The following is a 22,616-nucleotide window of genomic DNA, read 5'->3' as shown; positions in this document are numbered from 1 at the left end:
TATATCCTCGACTTTCTATATCACTTTACATCATCATATAAGGATTCACATCAATCGAGATTGATAATCCCTGAGATGCATATTGTTGTTGAAATTGATCCAGCACCGTTTTAAGTGTTGCTGTAAGATTTGGTTCCCGCTTGTATTTTATCAAACATTGGTAACGATATCTATTTTTTATCCGGGGAATAGGTGAAGCAGCCGGTCCAAGAATAATAGTTGAACCCGACAGCCGTGAACGTACAAACCCTGATAGTTTCTCCGCGATTTCGACGACTTTCAACAGATCCTCATGACTCAGCGTTATCAAGGTAATGAAATAATAAGGTGGATATGACCCCATTTTCCTCATCATCATTTCCTGCAAATAGAATCTGTCATAATCATGCTCTGACGCTAATTCTATTGAGTAATGCTCTGGTGTATATGTTTGAATGACCACTTCACCCGGCAGTTTATGCCTGCCGGCTCGTCCGCTTACCTGGGTCAATAGCTGAAAGGTCTTTTCCGCTGCCCGGAAATCCGGCAAATGCAGCATGGTATCGGCACTTAATACACCGACCAGCGTGATATTGGGAAAATCGAGTCCTTTAGCAATCATTTGCGTCCCCAGCAGGATATCGGCTTTTCCTCCCCCGAATGCTGTCAGCAACTTTTCATGGGATCCCTTTCTGCTGGTGGTATCGACATCCATCCGGATGATTCTTGCACCCGGCAAAAGCTTATTCAGTTCCTCTTCCACCTTCTGGGTACCGGTTCCAAAATAGCGTATATGCTCACTGGTACATTCAGGACAAGTATCGGGTACACTTTCTTCGTAACCGCAATAATGGCACTTCATTCCATTCGAAAAGCGGTGGTACGTCAATGATATATCACAATGGGGGCATTGTACGACGAAACCGCAATCCCGGCACATGATAAAAGAGGAATGCCCTCTCCTGTTTAAGAATAGAACTGTCTGTTCGCCTTTCTCCAGTCGGTTTTGAATCTTTTCAAACAGTTCCTGTGAGAACATTGAACGATTTCCGCTTCTTAATTCTTCCCTCATATCGACTATGGATACCGAAGGCAGGTCTCCATCATTCATCCGCTTACTTAATGTAAGCAGCTCAAAGACTCCTTTTGATGCACGCGCGAACGATTCCAAAGATGGAGTTGCACTCCCCAGTATGACGGGGCAATTGTGGGTTTCTGCCCTGCGAACAGCTACATCCCTTGCATGATAGCGTGGATTTTCCTCTTGCTTATAGCTTGTCTCGTGTTCTTCGTCGATGATGATGATCCCGATATTTTCAAATGGAGCAAAAATAGCAGACCTTGCCCCCACGACCACTTTTACTTCTTTCCGCTGGATCTTTCTCCATTCATCATACTTTTCCCCAACCGATAAACCGCTGTGCAGCACGGCAACGTCGTCTCCAAACCTGCCTTTGAAACGATGGACCATTTGCGGGGTGAGGGAAATCTCCGGCACCAGCACGATTGCTTCTTTACCTTCCTCCAATACCCGCTGGATGGATTGAAGATAAATTTCTGTTTTTCCGCTTCCTGTAACACCATATAGAAGAAACGTCTGGTGAAGGGATTGATCTATTTTTTCAAGAATCGGCCCTATTACTTCTGACTGCTGCTGGGTCAACGGCAGCGGCGAAGTCTTTTCAAACGCCCTGTTTTCAAAAGGATCGCGGTATACCTCTATATATTTTTCAATCAGCAACCCTTTATTAACTAATGATTTGATCGTAGATGCTGTCGTTCCGGCTCCTTCAAGGATTTCATTTAGTAGCAGCCCGTTTCCCGCTTGTACTTCACTACTAATATAGTTGATGACTTCTTTTTGTTTTTTCGCTTGAGGCGGGAGATTCCCGATTATCTCTTCAAGCTGATTCTCAGAGAAATTTGGGAGGATTTTCTTGACCGTCTTTTTCTTCCCTTTTGCTTTAACTTTATAAATGACATCAACGTACCCTTTTTTTACCTGCTTTTGAATGATTGGGAGAAAGCCGGCTTCCTCAACTGCTTTCCAGGAAACCTCGCTGCCTTTATTGAAAAAGGGTCTTAATGGGTCGGGTAATCCTTCAATTTCTACAGTTCCTTCCAGGCGAAAAAACTTCTCATATTTCGCTTTCATGGCTGCCGGCAGCATGGCTTGGAATGCTGATATTTTAAAGCATAAGGTTTTGTCTGTCAGCCAGCTTCCCAAAGATAAGAGTTCTTCATTCAGAACCGGGACTAAATCCATAGGTTCAGAAATCTCCTTCAGCTTTGAGACTTCACCTTTTTCTTTTAGTTCCATCACAAAGCCCTGTATTTTTCTTGGACCAAAAGGGACTACGACTCTCATTCCGGGTGAAATACTGCCCATCCATTCATCTGGAACTAGATAATCGTACGTGCGGTCGGTCTGCATCGCAGGAACATCAACGATTACACTAGCTACGTTCTTCATGTCTAGTCCCCATTTGCTTTATTGCTTCTTTAAATATTTCCTTTGCGGCTTCCTGTTTAGAAAGCATTGGTAAATGGCGTATAGCATCTCTTGTAATGATCGATACTTTGTTTGTATCCGTTCCAAAGCCCGAACCCGTTTCCTTTACATTATTCGCTACAATCATATCCGCATTTTTCTTGTGAAGCTTCGCTTTGGCGTACTCTTCGACATTCGTTGTTTCTGCTGCAAATCCGATTAAGAATTGTCTGTCTTTCATTTCACCAAGACTTTTCAGGATATCCTTTGTCCGTTCAAATTCAAGTACCAGATTACCGTCTTTTTTCTTTAATTTCTGATCAAGGATCTCCCTCGGGCGATAATCTGCAACAGCGGCGCTTTTCACGACAATATCTGCTTGCTTGAATAAAGAGTGAACGGCATTATACATTTCTTCAGCAGAATTCACTTCAACCATATGTGCTCCTGCCGGCGGGATTAAGTTTGTAGGGCCCGAGATCAACGTCACCTCTGCACCAAGCTGCAGAGCCGCTTCTGCTAACGCATAACCCATTTTCCCTGTCGAACGGTTTGTAAAGAAACGGACCGGGTCAACCATTTCTCTGGTCGGTCCTGCTGTAATGACGATTCGTTTACCTTTAAGAAGTGTTTTATCATTCATTGAATCATTAAAGTAGTCCTGAATGATTTCTACGATTTTTTCAGGTTCCTCCAACCTGCCTTTCCCAACATACCCACAGGCTAAGTATCCTTCACTCGGTTCGATGAATCGGCAGCCGTCTTCAAATAAGGTCTGAATGTTCCTTTGGACAGCAGGATGGTCATACATATGTACATTCATTGCAGGAGCAACCCATACAGGGGCTTTCGCTGCCAGTAATGTGGTCGAAATCATATCATCGGCAATTCCATTGGCAAGCTTTCCGATAATATTTGCTGTTGCCGGCGCAACCAGAATAAGGTCCGGCCAATCAGCTAAATCAATATGTGCTATTTTTGCAGAATCCTTTTCGTCAAACGTATCCCAATATACATCCTGTCTCGAAAGGGCTTGAAACGTCAGCGGTGCTACAAATTTCTGTGCAGACTCTGTCATGATGACTTTTACTTCTGCTCCGCTTTGAACAAGCTTACTCGTGAGAGCAGCAGCTTTATATACAGCAATTCCACCTGCAACACATAATAGAATTTTTTTCCCCTGATTCATCGATCTTCCCCCAGTACCTTTATACTTCCTTATATTATGAAGGATTTTAACCTAAAAAGAAAATAGGGCTGTCCCGAAAAGATTAATAATAATCTCCTGAGTCAACCCTCTGTTTCTTCATAAAGTTGAAATGCTTTTTTTACTCGTCTGAGTATACAGCTTTTTCGTCTCTTTCTTTCATGGATAATTGACCGGCATGAATTTCTTCAAGCGCTTTCCCTACAAATTTTTGTGAAGAATATTTATTCAAACGGAAATCACCAGTATCCTGAAGATTTCTTGCACGCTTTGCAGCGACACTTACTAAAGAATATTTAGAATCAATCTTTTTCATCAATGAGTCAATGGATGGGTATAACATCTATTCAACCTCCAGCATTTTAATATATCGTTGTTGAACTCTTTCTCTTTTGCAATGTTCAGCCTGCACAATCGAGTTGATTTTATCTACAGCATTTTCAATTTTGTCATTCTCCACAATATAATCGTAAAGATTCATCATTTCAATTTCTTTTCTTGCAGTGTTCAGTCTTCCCTGGATGACTTCATCCGTCTCGGTTCCCCTTGTGATAAGACGGTTCTGTAGTTCGGATAGGCTGGGAGGTGCCAGGAAGATAAATAATCCTTCCGGGAATTTATCGCGTACCTGCTGAGCGCCTTGAACTTCAATTTCCAAGAAGACATCTTTCCCGTTGTTAATCGTTTCACGGACATAGTCAACCGGTGTTCCGTAATAGTTCCCTACAAATTCGGCATATTCCAGCAGTTTCCCCTGTTCGATCAATGCCTCAAATTCTTCTCTTGATTTAAAGAAATAATCAACTCCATCTACTTCCCCCTCCCGCGGTTTGCGGGTGGTCATTGAAATGGAATATTCAAATCTTGTATCTTCTTGTGAAAAAATCGCTTTACGCACTGTTCCTTTCCCTACTCCGGAAGGTCCGGAAAGTACGATCAGCAACCCTTTTTCATCCATTTATTTACCCTGCCCTTCTTCTTGCAAATCCTCTTTATCCGTTAATCGATGAGCAACGGTTTCTGGTTGAACAGCTGATAAGATCACATGATCACTATCCGTAATGATGACTGCACGTGTTCTTCTTCCGTATGTAGCATCCACTAAAGTCCCGCGGTCCCTTGCATCTTGAATCAAACGTTTAATCGGCGCAGATTCGGGACTGACAATTGAAATGATCCGGTTCGCTGATACAATGTTTCCAAAACCTATATTGATGAGCTTAATAGACATGACGCTCCTCCTAATCAATAGCTTAGTTTCTCCGTATTCTGAATAAACTAAACTTCTTATTCGACATTTTGTACTTGTTCCCTCAGCTTTTCAAGCGTAGACTTCAACTCTACCACCAAAGCCGTGATGTTTGAATCATTCGCTTTCGAACCGATTGTATTTACTTCCCGGTTCATCTCCTGAATCATAAAATCAAGCTTTCGGCCAATGGGTTCACTCATACTCAATGTTGAGTGAAAATAATGAACATGACTGCTCAATCGGGTTAACTCTTCCGTTATATCGGATTTATCAGCCATGATGGCCACTTCATTCAATAAGCGTGTCTCATCGACTGTCCCGTCGCTATACTCCATCATTTTCTTTCTCAATTTTTCCCTGTATTGAGTGACAACGCGAGGGGCACAACTGTTTAACTCAGCAACTTTTTCTTCGAAATGAGTGAGATGTGCGAGGAAGTCCTCTTTAAGGGCATTCCCTTCCTTCATCCTCATTTCTTTCAATTCCCGGGAAGCCAGGATCACAGCCTGCAATACCAATTGTTCGAGCTCTTCATTCTCTTCTTCCGTTTCTTCAATCGTGATGAACTCTTCTCTTGATAATAGTTGATTTAATTCGACTTCTCCGCTCAGTGAAAAGTTTTCTTTAACTTCATGTACTAACTGATAATAATCTCGAATGAGCTTCCAGTCAATATGCAGGTTTCGATGAACCAGGCCATCTCCGGTAATGGTGATGAAAATATCCACTTTCCCTCTTTTAATAAGTTCAGAGACCTGCTTTTTAATTTTATCTTCAAGTTTCATCAACTGCCGCGGCAGTCTGATATAACATTCATGAAATCTATGATTCACGGATTTCATTTCGACTGTTATCGTATGTAAATCAGAATCCAGTTTACTTCTTCCAAAGCCGGTCATGCTGACAACCATTACGATCACTTCCAATCTGTATGTATATTAGTGTATGTAATGTTGTTCAATAATGTATAAAAGCTCCCTCTATCAGAAAGGTGAACATCATCGGAATATCTCAGAAGATGAACAGTCGGAATATATGTAAAAAAGGTAATAGAGCACAAAACTCTATTACCTTTTGGATTATACCACAATTAACTATTTTTTTCTTGCAAAAAATGAGCCTGCCAGTAAAAAGGTCGGCACAGAGCTAAGTCCGATGATCAACATCCAATCCTTCAATTCGATTGAAACCGTGTGGAAGATCGGCTGCAAGGAAGGAATGTAAATGACCAGGAGCATCAGAACAAGTGATGAAATGACCGCCCAGACCAAATATATATTCCCAAATGGATTTCTTGAGAATACAGACACTTCACTTCGGCAGTCAAATACATGAATCAATTGAGCCATGACCAACGTAGCAAAGGCAACTGTCTGCGCATAAGCAAGATGATCCGGGTGTGCTTTGTATGCAAGGATGAATGCGAGCAAGGTGACGATCCCGATCAGGAATCCCCTTGAAACGACTTTCCATCCCAACCCTCTTGCAAACACACCTTCGTTCATATTTCTCGGCTTTCTTTTCATTACATCATCTTCAGGCTTATCAAGTCCCAGTGCCATTGCAGGAAGCCCGTCTGTGACCAGATTGACCCAAAGGATCTGAATGGGAACAAGTGGCAGCGGTAATGCCAGCAGCATCGCAAATAACATGACCAGGATCTCACCGACATTGGATGCAAGCAGGTACCTGATGAATTTTCGGATGTTTTCGTAAATATTACGGCCTTCCTGTATGGCGGATTTAATGGTTGCAAAATTGTCATCAAGAAGGACGAGGGAAGAAGATTCCTTGGCGACATCGGTTCCGGTGATCCCCATCGCCACACCGATGTCCGCAGTTTTGATTGCAGGTGCATCATTTACTCCATCACCTGTCATTGCCACGACATGACCCCTGTTTTGTAAAGCTTTCACGATTTTCAATTTATGTTCCGGGGATACACGTGCAAACACCGACACATCCTCTACCACTTCCTGCAGTTCTTCGACATCCATTTCATTTAACGCTTTTCCATCAAGAACTTTGTCATTCCTTTTCAAAATGCCTAATTGAGAGGCAATGGCTTTTGCGGTCAAAACATGATCCCCAGTGATCATGACCGTTTTGATGCCCGCTGCCTTACATTCCCTGACAGCTTGTTTTACTTCAGGCCTTGGCGGATCGATCATTCCTTGAAGCCCGATGAAAGTGATTCCTTCTTCCACATCTTTTTCACTCAATGATTCAGCTTTGACCCCATTTAAGGGTTTGTAGGCGATTGCGATATTGCGCAGTGCATTTGATGACATTTCCCTGATCGCATTCTCTATGCTATGAGAAAATTCACTTGTTTTAAATTGCAGCTTATCATCCCAAAGTATGGATTCACTGTTGGCAGCCAGTACATCCGGGGCACCTTTCGTCACGGAAAATTGTTTACCGTTTTGATCCACCACGATGACACTCATCATCTTTCTCGTAGAATCGAAGGGAAACTCTTTTACAATTTGAAATTTCTGCATTAATGCTTCTCTGTTCAGGCCGGCTTTTAAACCTGCCACCAGAAGAGCACCTTCAGTTGGGTCACCATCTACCACAAAGCTGTTTTCCCGGGTGACAAGTTCAGCATGGTTACACAGCATGCCGAATGTCAGTAATTGATTGAGTGCCTTTTGACTGTGTGGAGAGACCCTTTCTTCCCCGCTGTAAAATTGTCCGTCGGGTTCATATCCCGTTCCGGTAACAGACCAATCCCTGCCACCGCTCCATAAATGGGTGACGGTCATCTTATTTTGAGTGAGAGTGCCGGTCTTATCCGAGCATATGACGGAAGCACACCCAAGTGTTTCTACAGCAGGAAGCTTTCTCACGATAGCTTTCTTTTTGATCATTCTTTGGACGCCTAGTGAAAGTGCGACTGTCACTATGGCTGGAAGCCCTTCTGGAATGGCGGCTACAGCCAGCGACACACCCGCAAGGAACATGGTATAGATATCATGGCCCTGAAGCACTCCTACCCCCACTACCAATGCTGTCAAGATTAAAGCCACAGTGATGAGGATCTTTCCTAACTCTTCAAGTCTTCTTTGAAGCGGTGTTGTCATCGTTTCTGCTTTTTGGAGCATGTCGGCAATCTGCCCCATGGCCGTCTTCATACCGATGGCGGTTACGACGCCGACTCCGTTCCCCCTCGTGACCATCGTCCCCATGAAAGCCATGTTCTCCAGATCCCCCAGACTGATATGGTCTCCAACGACAGGGGTGGTAGACTTCGCCACGGGAACTGATTCACCGGTCAACGCGGATTCTTCGATTTCTAAATTATTCGCTTCGATTAACCGGATATCCGCTCCAATTCGATCTCCGCTTCCAAACCGCATGATATCTCCTACGATCACTTCTTTAGAAAGAATCTTAACCCATTTTCCATCCCGGAGCACTGAAACTTGGGGAGCTGAAAGTTCTTTAAGGGCCTGAAGGGACTTTTCCGCTTTCCTCTCCTGGAAGAAACCGAGAAATCCGTTGATGAGCACAATCGCGATGATGGCAATTGCATCAATATACTCTCCCAGCAATCCTGAAATGAGGGTAGCTGAAAGCAGTACAAGCACCATGAAATCTTTAAATTGGCTGAAGAACAATAATAAGTTTGATTGTTTCTCTGCTTCTTCCAGCTGGTTATATCCAAATTGTTTCCTTCTCTTAGAGACATCTTCTGCGGATAGACCATTGGTATAGTCGGTATTTAATGACTTTTCTATATCTTCCTGTCTCATCTCATGATATTTCATTCAACCAATTCACTCTCCTCCTACAATAACGAAAAGTTGTTCTTCTCTTAGCATTCTTATTCAGACTCGTCCTAAAAAATGATATGATTTAAATATGAATTTTAAGCTTGGCTGAATTAATACCATTGGATATTCTTAAAATGTCCTTTGGAAAGCCGCTGTTGGTTTCCGTGCAAGACTTCGCTTTCCGTGGGTAGCCCGTGAGCCTCCTCGGCTTCGCCTGCGGGGTCTCACATATGCTACTCTTCCCGCAGGAGTCTACGTCTTGCACTCCAACCAACAGCTGGAGAGTAGATGAAGCATAAAATTGGTCAGGTCTTATTAAAGAATATAAAATCATCAAATATATTTTTTATAAAAATACGTAATTTTGAAGAGGATGTTGGATATGTCATTTGATGGATTATTTACTAGAGCTATGACGAAGGAATTGAAGAATGAGGTAGTGAACGGAAGGATCAATAAGATCCACCAGCCATACAAGAATGAAATCATCATGGTCATCCGGGCGAACGGAAAGAACCATAAGCTGCTGTTATCCGCTCATCCGAGTTATTCAAGAGTGCAGTTGACGAAGGAAGATTACGAGAACCCTCCAGTCCCTCCGATGTTCTGCATGCTCCTCCGCAAGCATCTGGAAGGATACATAATAGAAGATATCAGACAATCGGATCTTGACCGGATGATTGTGTTCGAGGTAAAAGGCCGGAATGAAATAGGTGATGTATCTTATAAGCAGCTGATTATCGAAGTGATGGGGAGGCACAGCAATATCATTTTAGTGGATAAAGAAAGAAACATGATCCTGGACAGCATCAAGCATCTTTCTCCGAGCATGAATACCCATCGTACCGTATTGCCCGGTCATGAGTATGTCATGCCTCCACAGCAGGATAAGAGAAATCCATTGGAAGCATCGGATGAAGATGTCCTGAGGGCACTGGATTTTAATTCCGGCAGACTGGATAAACAAATTGTACAGTCATTCTCCGGCGTTTCTCCCTTATTTGCCAAAGAAGTCCTCCATCGAGCCGGGCTGGGAAAGCAAACAGCAATTGCCGATTCCTTCCTGGGGCTCATCGGGCTTGTTAAGGAGAATCAACTATCGCCCACCCTCACCATTGGAGAAAAAGAAGTTTTCTACTGGTTGGAACTTGAGCATATAGAAGGTGAAAAACTTTCATTCTCTTCCTTGAGCGAACTACTGGACCGCTTCTTTTATCAAAAAGCGGCAAGGGACCGGGTAAAGCAGCAGGGAAATGATCTGGAGCGCTTCATCCGGAATGAACGGGATAAAAATGTAAACAAAATAGACAAATTAAAACAAACCCTTGAAGATGCTCAGCAGGCTGACCGTTTTCAATTACTGGGTGAACTTCTTACTTCTAATTTGTATGCTGTTGAAAGAGGAATGAAAGAGATCAGTGTGGTGAACTATTATGATGAAAACGGGGAAAGCATCACGATCCCGCTTAACCCGCAAAAGTCCCCATCCGAAAATGCGCAACGATACTTCTCGCGCTATCAAAAAGCAAAAAATGCGATTGAAATTGTAAATGAGCAAATTGAAAAAGCAGAAGAGGAAATCGTCTATTTGGAGCAATTACTCCAGCAGCTTGAATCGGCATCCACTAAAGACGTTGAAGAAATACGCGAAGAATTAGAGGAAGAAGGCTATCTCAGAGCCCGAAAGCAGACAAAAAAGAAGAAATCGAATGTAAAGCCTGTACTTGAAAGCTACACTTCAAGTGATGGCACACAAATATTAGTAGGCAAAAACAATAAACAAAATGATTATTTAACAAGTAAGGCAGCTGGCAAAGATGAAATATGGCTTCACACTAAAGATATACCTGGTTCTCATGTAGTGATTAAAAGCCAGGATCCATCTGACCAAACGATTAAAGAAGCAGCCAACATCGCCGCCTATTTCAGTAAAGCAAGAGAATCCAGTTCAGTCCCTGTCGATTTCACGCCCGTCAAACAGGTTAAGAAGCCAAAGGGGGCAAAACCGGGATTTGTTATATATGAAGGGCAGCAGACTGTATACGTAACCCCAGACCTTGATCTGGTTCGCTCGCTTAAAAATTGAAACGATTGCTGAAGCACACATGCCTCAATCTTAGGTAAGTATGCTTCTCTCTTTTTGTAAACGTTGAAAATAACCGATATCAATCGATAAATCTCTAAAACAAGGAAGCAGCTCTTTTCAGCTGCTTCTTGTTAATAACCCCATTCTTCGGGGTTTTCTCTCCATTTCTTCAATTGCTCTAATTCATCTTCATTAATAATCGAGTGATCAAGCGCTGCCTGCAGTAAACTGGAGTAATCAGATAATGAACATGCATTTATTTTATGCTCTTCCAGCATCGCCTTCCCTCTTTCCAACTCATATGTGAAGATCGCTGCGACTCCCAGTACCTCACAACCTGCTTCCCGCAGGGCTTCGACTGCAGTGATACAGCTGCCTCCTGTTGAAATGAGGTCTTCCACCACTACTACTTTTTGTCCTGCTGCGACTTTGCCTTCTATTTGATTGCCTTTCCCATGGGCTTTGGCTTTTGAACGGACATAACACATAGGAAGGTTTAATTTTTCACTTACCCAGGCTGCATGCGGAATCCCTGCTGTTGCTGTACCGGCAATCACTTCTACTTCTGGAAAGTGTTTTTTTATCATCCCTGAGAGTCCGTTCGCAATGTCATTTCGCACTGATGGATAAGACATTGTTAATCTGTTATCACAATAAATCGGCGACTTCATTCCTGAGGACCATGTAAAAGGCTCTGCAGGATTTAAAAAGACGGCTTCGATGTCTAATAGTTTTTCAGCAAATTCTTGTTTCATTTCAGGCCCTCCCATTCCTTTACGACTTGCTCATAAGCAAGAACCGGATCTTTTGATTTCGTGATGCTTCTTCCTACAACGATTACGGAGGATCCAAGCTCTTTTGCTTTTTCAGGGGTTGTTATTCTTTGCTGATCCCCTTTTTCATCATTCGATAGTCTGATCCCAGGAGTGACTCTCATAAAATCTTCACCGAATTGTCCCCTGATCAGCGGAGCCTCGTGAGGTGAGCATACCACACCGTGGAGGCCAGCCTCTTTTGTGAGTTTGGCATAGTGCAAGACTGAATCATTAATTGATTTAGCGATCAGCTGCTCTTCCTGCATTTGTTTTTCCGTAGTGGATGTTAATTGAGTGACAGCAATCAATTTTGAACGATTCAGGTTTGCTGAAGAACCCGCCTGAAGACCTTCTAAAGCTTTTTCCATCATGACCCTTCCACCTGCGGCATGAACATTGAGCAGTTCGAGGTCATATTGAGCAAGTCCCTTCATTGCCCCGTAAACCGTGTTTGGGATATCATGGAGTTTCAAATCCAGGAATATACGGTGATTTTTTTTCAAAAGTTTTTCAATGACGACAGGTCCATTTTGAAGATATAATTCCATACCAACTTTTACGTTCAAACTTTCATTGAATAATTCCAGAAAGGAAGAGGTATCTTCCCACGTGGGAAAATCAAGTGCTATAAATGGTTTTTGTGTCACTCTTCCCCCAGCTCCTTCCAGTAAGATTAGAGATATGGTCTACTCCAAGTTCATCGAGTAATACGGGCAGTTCGTTAATGATTCGCTGACATACAAAAGGATCGACGAAGTTTGCTGTGCCTACAGCAACTGCACTCGCCCCTGCGTGAAAATATTCAATGACATCTTCAGCGGTTTGAATACCGCCCATTCCGATAATCGGGAGGTCAACCGCCTGGCTCACTTCATAGATCATCCGGATGGCAACCGGTTTGATAGCGGGTCCCGATAATCCGCCTGTTTTATTGGCCAGCACCGGCTTGCCTGTTTTCATATCCAGTCTCATTCCAAGAAGAGTATTGATCATTGTTAAGCCGTCTGCGCCGCCTGCCTCAACCGCCTTCGCCATTTCAACAATATTGGATACATTAGGAGAAAGTTTCACGTAAAGCGGAACCTCTGAAACTTCTTTGACTTTTTTCGTTAATTCCTGTGCGACTTCCGGAATGGTCCCGAAAGCGATTCCCCCCGTTTTTACATTTGGACAGGAGATATTCAGTTCCAGCGCTTTTACATTAGAAGCGGTAGAAATTTCTTTTGCCACTTCCACATAATCCTCCACCTGGGATCCTGCCACATTAGCAATGATCGGCACATCGAACCGGGAAAGCCAAGGCAGTTCTTTTTCCATAACCCCTTTGAGTCCGGGATTTTGCAGACCTATGGCATTCAACATCCCGCCATTTGTCTCTGCCACCCGCGGCGTCGGATTTCCAAAGCGGGCTTCTTCCGTTGTGGCTTTGATCATGATCGCACCAAGTTCACTTAAATCATAGAATTGACTGTACTCCCGCCCAAAACCGAAACAGCCTGAAGCTGGCATGACTGGGTTTTTCAATGATAATCCTGGTAATTCAATTTGTAATTTTTTCATAATTGCACCACCCCTGCCGGAAATACCGGTCCATCACTGCAAATCTTTACATAGCTTGTTCCTTGAGGGTCATCCTGCATGTGACATACACAGGCAAAGCAAGCACCTATCCCGCACCCCATACGCTCCTCTAAGGAAATGAAGCCCTTTTTTTCATCTAATTTGGACTGTAATGCTTTCAGCATAGGTGTTGGTCCGCATGAAAAATACTCATCAAACTGCAGCGTTTCGTTTTGGATGACATCAGTGACAAACCCGTGTGTACCCTTTGATCCATCCACTGTGGCCAGATACGTTCCACCGAGTTCTGTAAAGTGTTCTTCATAAAAACTTACAGATCCATCTTGGAAACCCAGAATGTGTTTCACCGTCCAGCCGTGTTCGATCAAACGTTTGGAAAGACCGTAGAGGGGAGGAACACCAATTCCCCCGCCTACCAGTAAAGCGGTCTTATTTTTTCCATCCTCAACAGTAAATCCGTTCCCGAGAGGTCCGAGTATGTCAACCCTTTCCTTGTTATTAACAGTTGAAAGAAGTTTCGTACCTTTCCCTTCAGCACGGTAAATCAACGTCATTGTTTGTTCTTCATGATCGTGGTCCGCGATGGAAATAGGCCGCCTTAACAAAGGGTCAATCCCGGTGCCGACTTTCACATGTACAAATTGTCCGGGAGCCTTGATTTCATTTACTAACTCCCCTTGCAGGACCAATTCAAAGATATTCTTTGCGATTCGTTCATGTGAAATGACCTTCATCCTTTCGTTTACGATCATTGCCGAACCGCCTTTCTTTTCGCAGGTTGAGCAGGAAGAGCCTCTGCAGAGAATGTCATTGATTCAATCACCCGTAATAACGCCTCGGCTGTATCCAGCGATGTGAGACACGGCACTCCGTTTTCGACTGATTCTCTTCGGATCCTGAAACCGTCACGTGCAGGCTGTTTTCCTTTTGTCAAGGTGTTGATGACAAGCTGAGTCTCTCCGCTTTGAATGATATCAAGGAGTGTCGGTCCTTCTGAACCAATCTTATCTACCTCCCGCACTGCGATTCCTTCTCTCATTAATTGCTCTGCGGTTCCTTTAGTAGCGAGAATTTGATAGCCTATGTTCACGAACCGCTTCGCCAGTAATACCGCTTCATCTTTATCCTTATCCGCAACCGTCATAAGGACTGAACCGTGTTCCTTCATTTCCATGCCGGCAGCAACCATTCCTTTGTAAAGGGCTTTCTCCAACGTAAGGTCTTTCCCCATGACCTCACCTGTGGATTTCATTTCTGGTCCCAAAGTGATGTCGACTCTTCTAAGCTTCGCGAAGGAGAAGACCGGAACCTTTACATATACTCCCTGCTTTTCGGGTATTAACCCCGATTCGTACCCTTGTTCCTTAAGAGAAATACCCAGGATCGATTTCGTTGCCATATTCGCCATCGGAACATTCGTGATTTTACTGATGAATGGAACCGTCCGGCTTGAACGCGGATTCACCTCCAGGACATAGATCTCTCCTTTAGAGATGACATATTGAATGTTCAGCAGTCCGATAATATTCAATCCTTTTGCCAGGCGGGTCGTGTAATCCACTAAGGTTTCTTTCTGTTCTTCTGTCAGCTGTTGAGGAGGATACACTGCAATGGAATCACCGGAATGGACACCGGCCCGTTCGATATGCTCCATTATCCCCGGCACAACGACATCGACACCGTCAGATATTGCATCCACTTCAATTTCCTTCCCGATTAAATATCGATCGATCAGCACAGGATGCTGTGGATTGACTTTCACTGCGTTCTCCATATAGTGAAGAAGTTCTTCTTTTCTATAAACGATTTCCATCGCCCTTCCGCCAAGTACATAAGACGGCCTTACAAGGACAGGATAACCGATTGATTCCGCTATTTCGAGAGCCCCTTCAACGGATACCGCTGTTTTCCCCTTTGGCTGAGGGATTCCCAATTCGTTGAGAGTATGTTCAAATTTGTCACGATTTTCTGCACGATCCAGATCTTCAAGCGAAGTACCAAGGATCGAGACACCCCTTTTCACCAGTTCTTCCGCCAGGTTGATTGCCGTCTGTCCCCCGAACTGTACGACAACTCCCTTTGGTTTTTCCAAATCGATGATGTGCATTACATCTTCCACAGTAAGTGGTTCGAAGTATAATTTGTCTGATATACTGAAGTCCGTTGAGACAGTTTCAGGGTTGTTATTCACGATGATCGCTTCATATCCTGCTTCTTTGATTGCCCAGACGGAATGAACGGTCGCGTAATCAAACTCCACTCCCTGACCGATCCGGATAGGGCCGGAACCCAGTACGATGACACTTTCTCTCTCAGTGACTTTAGATTCGTTCTCATCCTCGTATGTTCCATAAAAATATGGTGTTTCAGACTCAAATTCGGCAGCACATGTATCGACCATCTTATACACAGGGATCAGACGATTTTCTTTTCTCCACTGATAGACTTCGAATTCTGTACTTCCCCACAGCCTTGCAAGAGTGATATCCGAGAAGCCCATACGCTTAGCTTTTTGACCCAAGTCGACATTGAAAGAATCATCCCTTAATTCATTTTCAAACTCTATAATTCTATTCATTTTATACAGGAAGAAGAGGTCGATTTTACTCCAATCATGAATCGTTTCAATCGTCACACCTCTTCTCAATGCTTCACCGACATAGAAGAGACGCTCATCTCCTGCTTTTCGTATTCTTTTCTCAATCCACTGGTCGGTCATCTGTTCGGCATCACTTAATTCCATGTGATAGGTATTGCTTTCTAAAGAACGGATTGCCTTTAGCAGTGATTCCTCAAATGTTCGGCCTATTGCCATCACTTCACCGGTTGCTTTCATTTGAGTGCCGAGGTTTCTTTTGGCAGCTTCAAACTTGTCAAATGGCCAGCGCGGAATCTTCGTTACCACATAATCAAGAGCTGGTTCAAAAGCAGCGTACGTTTTTCCGGTTACCGGATTCATCATTTCATCTAAGGTCAATCCTACAGCAATCTTCGCCGCAAGCTTGGCAATCGGATATCCCGTTGCTTTAGAAGCAAGGGCGGAAGAGCGGCTGACCCTCGGATTCACTTCGATGATGTAGTACTGGAAGCTGTCGGGATCCAACGCAAGCTGAACGTTACATCCTCCTTCTATTCCCAGCTCACGGATGATCTTTAAACTTGTGTTTCGGAGCATTTGATACTCTCTGTCGCTTAAGGTCTGGCTCGGAGCGACTACGATCGAATCGCCTGTATGGATTCCAACGGGATCGATGTTTTCCATGTTACACACCACGATCGCGTTATCCGCTGCATCTCTCATGACTTCGTACTCGATTTCCTTGAATCCTGCGATGCTCTTCTCAAGAAGACATTGAGTGACCGGGCTGTATTTCAATCCTGAGGTTACAATTTCAATCAGCTCTTCTTCATTGTGACAGATTCCTCCGCCTGTCCCCCCAAGCGTATAAGCTGGTCTTACAATGACCGGGAATCCTACCCCATCGACGAAATGAAAAGCTTCTTCCACATTGCGGATAATCTCGCTTTCTGGTACCGGCTCATTCAGTTCATTCATCAGATTTCTAAACAAATCACGATCTTCCGCTTTTTCGATGGCAGATAGTTTTGTTCCGAGAATTTCTACGCCGCATTCTTCCAATACTCCTGAATTTGAAAGCTCAACAGCCATATTCAAGCCGGTTTGTCCGCCCAATGTCGGCAGAAGGGCATCCGGCCGCTCTTTACGGATGATTCTGCTCACAAACTCGAGAGTCAGCGGTTCAATGTAGACTTTGTCAGCCATTTCAGCGTCTGTCATGATTGTTGCTGGATTGGAATTGACCAGAATGACGCGGTAGCCCTCTTCTTTAAGAGCGATACAGGCTTGGGTCCCTGCATAATCAAATTCCGCTGCTTGTCCAATGATGATCGGTCCGCTTCCAATTACTAAGATGCTTTTTATGTCTGTACGTTTAGGCATGTTGAAGCTCCTTTCTTTTCTCATCTTCCATTAATTTCAGGAAATCATCGAATAAATAATTTGAATCCTCCGGCCCGGGTGATGCTTCAGGATGGTATTGAACAGTAAAAGCGGGATAGTCAAGATGCTTCAAACCTTCCACTGTATCGTCATTAATTGCAATGTGAGTTACTTTGAGCCTTGTTCCGGCAAGGGAACTCTCGTCTACTGCATAGCCGTGATTTTGAGATGTCAATGCCACTTTCCCTGTTTGCATGTCTTTCACGGGATGATTTCCTCCGCGGTGGCCAAACTTCATCTTGAAAGAATCCCCTCCGCATGCCAGTGCGAATAATTGATGTCCAAGACAGATTCCGAATAGCGGGATTTCCCCAATCAATGTCCTGATGGTTTCTATAGCCTGAGGTACGTCTTTTGGGTCTCCAGGCCCATTCGACAGCATGATGCCATCTGGCTGAAGCCTGCGGATTTCTTCTGCTGATGTATCGTAAGGAACCACGATGACATCGCAATTTCGTTTATTCAGCTCCCTTAGTATGCCGTGTTTCATTCCAAAATCCATAAGGACCACTCTAAATCCTCTACCAGGACTGGCATAAGCTGTTTTCGTGGAGACCTGATCGACTTGATCTCTTCTTAATGATGTTTCATGCAGCGTTTCAAGCATAGCTGCCGAATCCATTTCGGCTGAACAAATGATTCCTTTCATTGCTCCATGCTGTCTTATGATGCGTGTTAATTTTCTTGTATCGATTCCTGAAATCCCTGGAATCCCTTTGACTTTCAATAATTCATCCAATGTCGATTCGTTTCTCCAGTTGGAAGCGAAGTCAGCGACCTCCCTTACGATGAAGGCTTTAATTGCCGGAGTGATCGATTCGAAATCGTCGCGGTTTATGCCATAGTTTCCTACCAAAGGATACGTTAATGTAACCAGCTGACCGCAATAGGAAGGATCCGAAAGAATTTCCTGATAGCCTGTCATACTTGTGTTAAATACAACTTCCCCGACAGTTTCCTCATTAGCACCAAAACCTTCACCTATGAATACTGTCCCATCATCCAATATTAGTTGTCTTTTCATCCTTCATTTCCTCCTTCATTCCATACAAGGGTTCCTTGATAAAATGTAGCTGTCGGCCAGCCTTTGCACTCCCAGCCTCTAAATGGGGTGTTCTTCCCTTTTGATAAAAATCCTATTGGTTCAATCGCTTGTTTCTTTGTCAAATCAATCAGGGTTAAATCTGCATATCCCCCTACTTCCAATCGTCCATATGGAAGGTTAAATGCTTCACCCGGTTTACTCGTCATCCAGTCGATTAACTGTTTCAAGGTAAAAGTCCCTTTTTCAACAAAGTGTGTATAGAGAAGCGGGAATGCCGTTTCAAGCCCGACAATCCCAAATGGTGCTAACTGCATTCCTTCAGACTTTTCAGCTTCCGAATGAGGCGCATGGTCTGTTGCGATGAAATCAATCGTTCCATCGAGCAATCCTTCTATCAATGCCTCTCTGTCTTGTTTACCTCTGAGCGGCGGGTTCATCTTGAAGTTTGAATCAAGTCCAGGTATATCATCTTCACACAGTATAAGATGATGAGGTGTTACTTCAGCGGTAACATTGATTCCTGCCTTTTTTGCGTCCCTGACCACTCTTACTGATTCCTTCGTCGATATATGACATACGTGGTAATGAACGCCTGCCGCTTCAGCCAATAGCACATCCCTTGCTATATGTACAGCTTCACAAACAGAGGGGATTCCTGCAATCCCGTGCTTTTTCGAAAATGATCCTTCATGGACCGAGCCCTTGTTTATCAATGTGTTCTCTTCACAGTGAGCCACAATGGATGCACCGATCGCCGCTGCCTTCCTCATCGCTTCAAGCATCATGCCAGCGGATTGAACACCTACTCCATCATCGGTAAATGCGAATGCTCCATTTTCCTTTAAGGAAGATAAATCATTCAGCTGTTTTCCAGTTTGCCTTTCGGTAATCGCTGCATATGGTAAGACCCTAATACTGGCCGTTTCAGCAATCCTATTATTCAAAGATTGCAGTGTTTCTGCAGAATCAGGTACCGGTCTGGTATTCGGCATCGCAGCAATTGTCGTGAAACCGCCTCTTGCCGCCGCTTTCGTTCCGGTTTCAATCGTTTCTTTATGTTCTCCGCCAGGTTCTCTCAAATGCACATGCAGATCGACAAACCCCGGGGAAATCAATCGTCCTTCCGCCTGGAATTCCCGATGATCGGTGTTATCAAGCTTTGCACCCATTGCGGTGATTTTATTTCCTTGAATCTTAACGTCAATTGTCTCAAGTTCACCGTTTTCATTTATGATACTTGCGTCTCTGATCAACCAGTTCATCTGAATTCCCCCTATTAGTTGTTTTCATGTGCCCTTTTTAAAACCGCCATCCTTACATAAACTCCATTTTCCATCTGCTTGAATATCCTCGATTTATCGCATTCCACCAATGAATCTGCAATTTCCACCCCGCGATTTACAGGGGCTGGATGAAGGATGATACTGTTATCTTTCATTCTTTCTTTTCTGCTTTCAGTCAGTCCGAAATTTTCATGATACTCTTCTTTCGTCAGATTTGAAGTACTTCCGTGCCGTTCGTGCTGAATCCTAAGAAGCATCACCGCGTCTGATTCCGCCACACTTTCATCAACCGTCTTATACTTATTCTGATAGTCGGGAGGGAACCATTCACGGGGTCCCGAGAAAACGACTTCAGCCCCCAATTTCATCAGCGCTTCGGCATTTGATCGTGCTACCCTGCTGTGAGCAATATCTCCGATAATCGCAACTTGAAGATTTTCAAACCCTCCAAATTCCTGACGTATAGTCAATAGGTCCAGTAAACATTGAGTGGGATGATTCCCGCATCCGTCGCCCCCATTGATCACCCTTATTTTTAATCCTTTCAGATCATCAAAGTAGCGCTCAAGTGTATGTCGGATGACGACTGTCTCAACCCCGATCGCTTCAAGGGTCCTTACGGTGTCATAAAGCGTTTCCCCTTTTTGGATACTTGAAGTATTTGCTTCAAAAGGTATGACCTGAAGACCTAATTTCCTTTCTGCCATTTCAAAACTGCACTTGGTCCGTGTACTTGCTTCAAAGAAAAGGTTCGCTACATATTTATCTGCCCCTTTGTCCCACACTTCTCCTGATTTAAATCGTTCAGCCTGGTCAAGGATTTCCATGATTTCTTCTCTCGTTAATTCATTCATTGTCAATAAGTTCTTCACGTATGAAGTCCCTCCTATATAAAAACCACCCTGCCTAAAGTCCGACAGGGTGGTTTTGAACATACTTTACAGACATTGGAGTTTAGTGCTCCACTGCCCCGTTCAATTTCACCCTTGTAGACTCTCTGGACTAACTTAAAAGGTGTTACTATGCAACTTCATTTTCATGAGAATTATTTTCTTCAAATAGTGTATTGCTTCCTTCACTTTCTTCTCTTCCGGGCAGGACCAGGTTGAGCACTACTCCTACAATCGCAGCCAGTGCCATTCCTGATAATGACACCTCATCGCTTACTTTCACGAATGCCCCGCCAACACCGATAACAAGAATTACTGAAGAGATGATCAGATTTCGCTTGTTTCCAAGATCCACTTTGTTATCAATCAGCATGCGAAGTCCGCTTGAAGCGATGATTCCAAACAGGAGGATAGAGACGCCCCCCATAACCGCTGAGGGAATCGAGCTGATCAAAGCCGTGATTTTCCCGATGAAACCGAAAGCGATCGCAAGTACAGCCGCTCCAGCGATAACGAATACGCTGAAAACCCGCGTAATCGCCAATACCCCGATATTTTCTCCGTATGTGGTATTCGGAGGTCCTCCGAGAAAAGAGGCAATCACAGTCGCAACCCCGTCTCCCAGAATTGAACGGTGTAGACCTGGTTTTTCAATGAAATTACGGCCAACCACTTTACTTAACACCATCTGGTCTCCCGTGTGTTCTGCCAGTGTCACAAGAGCAACCGGCACCATGATCGAGACAATTTCCCAAGAGAAGGCCGGTGTATAGTTTACAAAGGGGATGAAGAAATCAGGCATCTGAAAGACTGGTGCATCAAGGACTTTCTGGAAATCAACAAGTCCTGCAAAGCTCGCAATGATATAGCCGCCTACTATTCCGGCAAGAATCGGCACCATTCCGAGAAAGCCTTTGAAATAGATCGAACAGATGACGGTAATCGCTAGTGTAGCCAGTGCCACCAAGAAGTGAGTGTTACTATAGACCAGGTTTTCCGCACCTGGATTCTCATACATCGCCATGTTTACTGCTGTTCCCGCTAATCCCAGACCGATCACCATGATGACAGGCCCGACAACGATCGGAGGCAGGATCCGTCCTAACCATTTTAATCCCAGCTTCGAAATAAGCAGTGCAACTATACCGTATACAAGTCCAGCAAGGAAGCTTCCCATCATTGCAGCTTCCGGTCCTCCAAAACTTTTCGCTGCCAGAATCGGAGCGATGAAAGCGAAAGATGAACCTAGATATGCAGGGATTCTGCCTTTCGTTATGAGCAGGTATGCCAATGTTCCCAATCCACTTGAGATCAGTGCGACACCGGGACTCAATCCCACCAGGAACGGAACCAGTACCGTCGCTCCAAACATCGCAAAAAGATGCTGTATACTCAATGTGATCCATTTTCCAATATTCGGTCTTTCTTCTACATCCAACACGATGTTTTGATTTTCATTCATCTCTTTTTCCTCCTTCAAACCACATGGTTTTCACAAAAAAATACCCTCTTTGCCCATGAGGATACAAAGAGGGTATACGAAGGCATACGTTTATGCCACCCATCCTTTGCCAGCCTCACGGGACTAATCTTAAAAGGAATCTCTATTATTCTTTTTCGTGTATCGTTACCTGTTCTTCACCATCTACTTCTGTAAGTGAGACCATGATTTTCTCTGAGCTTGATGTCGGGATGTTCTTTCCGACATAGTCAGCCCGGACCGGCAGTTCACGATGCCCCCTGTCTACCAGGACTGCCAATTGAATTTGACTTGGGCGCCCGATATCCATCAGTGCATCCAACCCTGCACGTACTGTTCTTCCTGTAAATAATACGTCATCAACCAGAATGACTTTTTTATTTGTAATATCAACCGGCAAATCAGATCCTTTGACTTCCGGCTCATTATCAGATGTCTTTTTGCTGAGATCATCCCTGTACAGCGTAATATCAATTTCACCTACAGGAACTTTTTCTCCTTCGATATCATGAATGCGTTCGGCCAATCGATTGGCAATATGGATTCCCCTCGTTTTGATACCGACAAGGACACAATCTTGAATACCTTTATTACGCTCGATGATTTCGTGAGCAATCCGCGTCAGGGCTCTTCGGATGGCTGGCTGGTCTAATACCGTAGCTTTCTTCGTCATTTCTGCACCTCTTTCACATTCGTTCGAATTTATG

The 22,616-nt window shown here is 44.0% G+C and carries 18 protein-coding genes; 1 reads left to right on the top strand and 17 read right to left on the bottom strand.

The features are described from left to right. Positions 1-25: 25 nt before the first annotated feature. The 7 genes from priA to AAEO50_RS08700 all read right to left on the bottom strand — a co-directional run bounded on the left by priA (position 26) and on the right by AAEO50_RS08700 (position 8,702). Complete coding sequence (gene priA / locus AAEO50_RS08730; protein WP_341982571.1) at positions 26-2,452, bottom strand: primosomal protein N'; 2,427 nt, start codon at positions 2,450-2,452, stop codon at positions 26-28. Further along, positions 2,436-3,659, bottom strand: coding sequence for a bifunctional phosphopantothenoylcysteine decarboxylase/phosphopantothenate--cysteine ligase CoaBC (gene coaBC, locus AAEO50_RS08725; protein WP_341982569.1), 1,224 nt, complete (start codon positions 3,657-3,659; stop codon positions 2,436-2,438). The genes priA and coaBC overlap by 17 nt, the downstream gene beginning before the upstream one ends. Positions 3,660-3,798: 139 nt before the next feature. Beyond that, the gene (gene rpoZ, locus AAEO50_RS08720) at positions 3,799-4,020 is read right to left on the bottom strand and encodes a DNA-directed RNA polymerase subunit omega (protein ID WP_341982568.1); all 222 of its coding nucleotides are present in this window, start codon (positions 4,018-4,020) and stop codon (positions 3,799-3,801) included. Then, positions 4,021-4,635, bottom strand: coding sequence for a guanylate kinase (gene gmk, locus AAEO50_RS08715; protein WP_341982566.1), 615 nt, complete (start codon positions 4,633-4,635; stop codon positions 4,021-4,023). It abuts the gene before it with no gap. Further along, entirely contained in the window at positions 4,636-4,908 is a 273-nt protein-coding gene (gene remA / locus AAEO50_RS08710; protein WP_172248446.1) for an extracellular matrix/biofilm regulator RemA, read from the bottom strand. A gap of 56 nt (positions 4,909-4,964) precedes the next feature. Continuing rightward, positions 4,965-5,840: a YicC/YloC family endoribonuclease gene (locus AAEO50_RS08705; RefSeq protein WP_341982608.1), complete on the bottom strand. Its 876-nt coding sequence runs from the start codon at positions 5,838-5,840 to the stop codon at positions 4,965-4,967. A gap of 183 nt (positions 5,841-6,023) precedes the next feature. Continuing rightward, positions 6,024-8,702, bottom strand: coding sequence for a cation-translocating P-type ATPase (locus AAEO50_RS08700; RefSeq protein WP_341982562.1), 2,679 nt, complete (start codon positions 8,700-8,702; stop codon positions 6,024-6,026). 388 nt (positions 8,703-9,090) lie between these two features. Between AAEO50_RS08700 and AAEO50_RS08695 the strand changes: the two genes are divergently transcribed. After that, the gene (locus tag AAEO50_RS08695; protein ID WP_341982560.1) at positions 9,091-10,794 is read left to right on the top strand and encodes an Rqc2 family fibronectin-binding protein; all 1,704 of its coding nucleotides are present in this window, start codon (positions 9,091-9,093) and stop codon (positions 10,792-10,794) included. A gap of 131 nt (positions 10,795-10,925) precedes the next feature. Here AAEO50_RS08695 and pyrE read toward each other — a convergent pair whose 3' ends face one another. From pyrE to pyrR, 10 genes are all read right to left on the bottom strand, one after another. Then, positions 10,926-11,549 (bottom strand): orotate phosphoribosyltransferase, encoded by a 624-nt coding sequence (gene pyrE, locus AAEO50_RS08690; RefSeq protein ID WP_341982558.1) that lies wholly within the window; start codon positions 11,547-11,549, stop codon positions 10,926-10,928. Beyond that, positions 11,546-12,256, bottom strand: coding sequence for an orotidine-5'-phosphate decarboxylase (pyrF, locus tag AAEO50_RS08685; RefSeq protein ID WP_341982556.1), 711 nt, complete (start codon positions 12,254-12,256; stop codon positions 11,546-11,548). Before pyrF ends, pyrE begins: the two co-directional genes overlap by 4 nt. Continuing rightward, positions 12,228-13,169 (bottom strand): dihydroorotate dehydrogenase, encoded by a 942-nt coding sequence (locus AAEO50_RS08680; protein ID WP_341982554.1) that lies wholly within the window; start codon positions 13,167-13,169, stop codon positions 12,228-12,230. The genes pyrF and AAEO50_RS08680 overlap by 29 nt, the downstream gene beginning before the upstream one ends. Next, positions 13,166-13,942, bottom strand: a complete 777-nt coding sequence (locus AAEO50_RS08675; protein WP_341982552.1) for a dihydroorotate dehydrogenase electron transfer subunit — start codon at positions 13,940-13,942, stop codon at positions 13,166-13,168. The genes AAEO50_RS08680 and AAEO50_RS08675 overlap by 4 nt, the downstream gene beginning before the upstream one ends. After that, entirely contained in the window at positions 13,939-17,151 is a 3,213-nt protein-coding gene (carB, locus tag AAEO50_RS08670) for a carbamoyl-phosphate synthase large subunit (protein ID WP_341982550.1), read from the bottom strand. The genes AAEO50_RS08675 and carB overlap by 4 nt, the downstream gene beginning before the upstream one ends. Then, complete coding sequence (locus tag AAEO50_RS08665; RefSeq protein ID WP_341982548.1) at positions 17,144-18,235, bottom strand: carbamoyl phosphate synthase small subunit; 1,092 nt, start codon at positions 18,233-18,235, stop codon at positions 17,144-17,146. The genes carB and AAEO50_RS08665 overlap by 8 nt, the downstream gene beginning before the upstream one ends. Beyond that, entirely contained in the window at positions 18,232-19,518 is a 1,287-nt protein-coding gene (locus AAEO50_RS08660) for a dihydroorotase (protein ID WP_341982546.1), read from the bottom strand. Before AAEO50_RS08660 ends, AAEO50_RS08665 begins: the two co-directional genes overlap by 4 nt. 14 nt (positions 19,519-19,532) lie before the next feature. Then, the gene (locus AAEO50_RS08655; protein WP_341982544.1) at positions 19,533-20,411 is read right to left on the bottom strand and encodes an aspartate carbamoyltransferase catalytic subunit; all 879 of its coding nucleotides are present in this window, start codon (positions 20,409-20,411) and stop codon (positions 19,533-19,535) included. 148 nt (positions 20,412-20,559) lie between these two features. Next, positions 20,560-21,891, bottom strand: a complete 1,332-nt coding sequence (locus tag AAEO50_RS08650) for a uracil-xanthine permease family protein (protein WP_341982542.1) — start codon at positions 21,889-21,891, stop codon at positions 20,560-20,562. A gap of 145 nt (positions 21,892-22,036) precedes the next feature. Next, positions 22,037-22,582 (bottom strand): bifunctional pyr operon transcriptional regulator/uracil phosphoribosyltransferase PyrR, encoded by a 546-nt coding sequence (pyrR, locus tag AAEO50_RS08645; protein WP_341982540.1) that lies wholly within the window; start codon positions 22,580-22,582, stop codon positions 22,037-22,039. Positions 22,583-22,616 lie beyond the last annotated feature (34 nt).

Origin of the sequence: Rossellomorea oryzaecorticis, from assembly GCF_038405515.1 — a bacterium.
Lineage (GTDB): Bacteria > Bacillota > Bacilli > Bacillales > Bacillaceae_B > Rossellomorea > Rossellomorea oryzaecorticis_A.
This window is presented reverse-complemented; position numbering and strand designations above follow the sequence as displayed.